The sequence below is a fragment of the Delftia sp. NA_296.1 genome, assembly GCF_052692095.1.
Genome location: NZ_JBQZGF010000022.1, coordinates 2,501 through 5,518 on the forward strand (window position 1 = coordinate 2,501; position 3,018 = coordinate 5,518).

At 51.2% G+C, this 3,018-nt stretch carries 2 rRNA genes (1 of these 2 running past the window's edge); both read left to right on the forward strand.

Features of this window, described 5'->3' with window-relative positions:
• Positions 1-2,761: ribosomal RNA gene (locus ACUTR7_RS29445) — 23S ribosomal RNA — on the forward strand; it begins 115 nt to the left of the window's first position.
• A gap of 125 nt (positions 2,762-2,886) precedes the next feature.
• A 5S ribosomal RNA gene (gene rrf, locus ACUTR7_RS29450) occupies positions 2,887-2,999 on the forward strand.
• Positions 3,000-3,018: the final 19 nt, after the last annotated feature.

The following is a 3,018-nucleotide window of genomic DNA, read 5'->3' on the forward strand; positions in this document are numbered from 1 at the left end:
TGAATGGGGAAACCCACCCGCAAGGGTATCGCATACTGAATACATAGGTATGCGAGGCGAACCTGGAGAACTGAAACATCTAAGTACCCAGAGGAAAAGACATCAACCGAGATTCCGAAAGTAGTGGCGAGCGAAATCGGAAGAGCCTTCTAGTGATAGTCAGACGGTTAACAAAACGGAATGGAAAGTCCGGCCATAGTAGGTGATAGCCCTGTATGTGAAAACCGACTGGTGGTACTGAGCTAGAGAAAAGTAGGGCGGGGCACGAGAAACCCTGTCTGAATATGGGGGGACCATCCTCCAAGGCTAAATACTCATCATCGACCGATAGTGAACCAGTACCGTGAGGGAAAGGCGAAAAGAACCCCGGGAGGGGAGTGAAATAGATCCTGAAACCGCATGCTTACAAAAAGTAGGAGCCCGCAAGGGTGACTGCGTACCTTTTGTATAATGGGTCAGCGACTTACATTCAGTGGCAAGGTTAACCGAATAGGGGAGCCGTAGAGAAATCGAGTCCGAATAGGGCGTCCAGTCGCTGGGTGTAGACCCGAAACCAAGTGATCTATCCATGGCCAGGATGAAGGTGCCGTAACAGGTACTGGAGGTCCGAACCGACTAGTGTTGCAAAACTAGCGGATGAGCTGTGGATAGGGGTGAAAGGCTAAACAAACTTGGAAATAGCTGGTTCTCTCCGAAAACTATTTAGGTAGTGCCTCAAGTATTACCTGCGGGGGTAGAGCACTGTTTAGGCTAGGGGGTCATGGCGACTTACCAAACCTATGCAAACTCCGAATACCGCAGAGTACAGCTTGGGAGACAGAGCACCGGGTGCTAACGTCCGGACTCAAGAGGGAAACAACCCAGACCGCCAGCTAAGGTCCCTAAAATTGGCTAAGTGGGAAACGAAGTGGGAAGGCTAAAACAGTCAGGATGTTGGCTTAGAAGCAGCCATCATTTAAAGAAAGCGTAATAGCTCACTGATCGAGTCGTCCTGCGCGGAAGATGTAACGGGGCTAAGCCAGTTACCGAAGCTGCGGATTTGCAATTTATTGCAAGTGGTAGGAGAGCGTTCTGTAAGCCTGTGAAGGTGCCTGGTAACGGGTGCTGGAGGTATCAGAAGTGCGAATGCTGACATGAGTAGCGTTAAAGGGGGTGAAAAGCCCCCTCGCCGTAAGCGCAAGGTTTCCTACGCAACGTTCATCGGCGTAGGGTGAGTCGGCCCCTAAGGCGAGGCAGAGATGCGTAGCTGATGGGAAACAGGTCAATATTCCTGTACCGATGTGTAGTGCGATGTGGGGACGGAGAAGGTTAGCTCAGCCAACTGTTGGATATGTTGGTTCAAGCCTGTAGTCGTGCCTGGTAGGCAAATCCGCCGGGCTTAGATGAGGGGTGATAACGAGTCTGCTTGCAGACGAAGTGAGTGATACCCTGCTTCCAGGAAAAGCCACTAAGCTTCAGCTACACACGACCGTACCGCAAACCGACACTGGTGCGCGAGATGAGTATTCTAAGGCGCTTGAGAGAACTCTGGAGAAGGAACTCGGCAAATTGATACCGTAACTTCGGGAGAAGGTATGCCGCAAGTAGGTGAACTTGAACAAAGGGAGCCCAAAGCGGTTGCAAAAAATCGGTGGCTGCGACTGTTTAATAAAAACACAGCACTCTGCAAACACGAAAGTGGACGTATAGGGTGTGACGCCTGCCCGGTGCTGGAAGATTAAATGATGGGGTGCAAGCTCTTGATTGAAGTCCCAGTAAACGGCGGCCGTAACTATAACGGTCCTAAGGTAGCGAAATTCCTTGTCGGGTAAGTTCCGACCTGCACGAATGGCGTAACGATGGCCACACTGTCTCCTCCAGAGACTCAGCGAAGTTGAAATGTTTGTGATGATGCAATCTCCCCGCGGAAAGACGGAAAGACCCCATGAACCTTTACTGTAGCTTTGTATTGGATTTTGAACGGATCTGTGTAGGATAGGTGGGAGGCTTTGAAGTGAGGACGCTAGTTCTCATGGAGCCGACGTTGAAATACCACCCTGGTGCGTTTGAGGTTCTAACCCAGGTCCCTTATCGGGATCGGGGACAGTGCATGGTAGGCAGTTTGACTGGGGCGGTCTCCTCCCAAAGCGTAACGGAGGAGTTCGAAGGTACGCTAGTTACGGTCGGACATCGTGACGATAGTGCAATGGCATAAGCGTGCTTAACTGCGAGACTGACAAGTCGAGCAGATGCGAAAGCAGGACATAGTGATCCGGTGGTTCTGTATGGAAGGGCCATCGCTCAACGGATAAAAGGTACTCTGGGGATAACAGGCTGATACCGCCCAAGAGTTCATATCGACGGCGGTGTTTGGCACCTCGATGTCGGCTCATCTCATCCTGGGGCTGTAGTCGGTCCCAAGGGTATGGCTGTTCGCCATTTAAAGAGGTACGTGAGCTGGGTTTAAAACGTCGTGAGACAGTTTGGTCCCTATCTTCCGTGGGCGCTGCAGATTTGAGGAAGCCTGCTCCTAGTACGAGAGGACCGGAGTGGACACACCTCTGGTGTATCGGTTGTCACGCCAGTGGCATTGCCGAGTAGCTAAGTGTGGAAGAGATAACCGCTGAAAGCATCTAAGCGGGAAACTCGTTTCAAGATGAGATCTGCCGGGGCCTTGAGCCCCCTGAAGAGTCGTTCAAGACCAGGACGTTGATAGGCTGGGTGTGGAAGCGCAGTAATGCGTTAAGCTAACCAGTACTAATTGCTCGTGAGGCTTGACCCTATAACTTTGATGACGTGATCATCAAGGTGGTTATGCCAAGTAAGGCGCAGTCAAAATACAAAGCTGATTTACAGACTCTATGAATTCGTTGTGTTGCTCCGTGAGCAGCATGACAACAAGTTATGCCTGATGACCATAGCAAGTTGGTACCACTCCTTCCCATCCCGAACAGGACAGTGAAACGACTTTGCGCCGATGATAGTGCGGGTTCCCGTGTGAAAGTAGGTCATCGTCAGGCTCTTACAGCCCAAGAAACC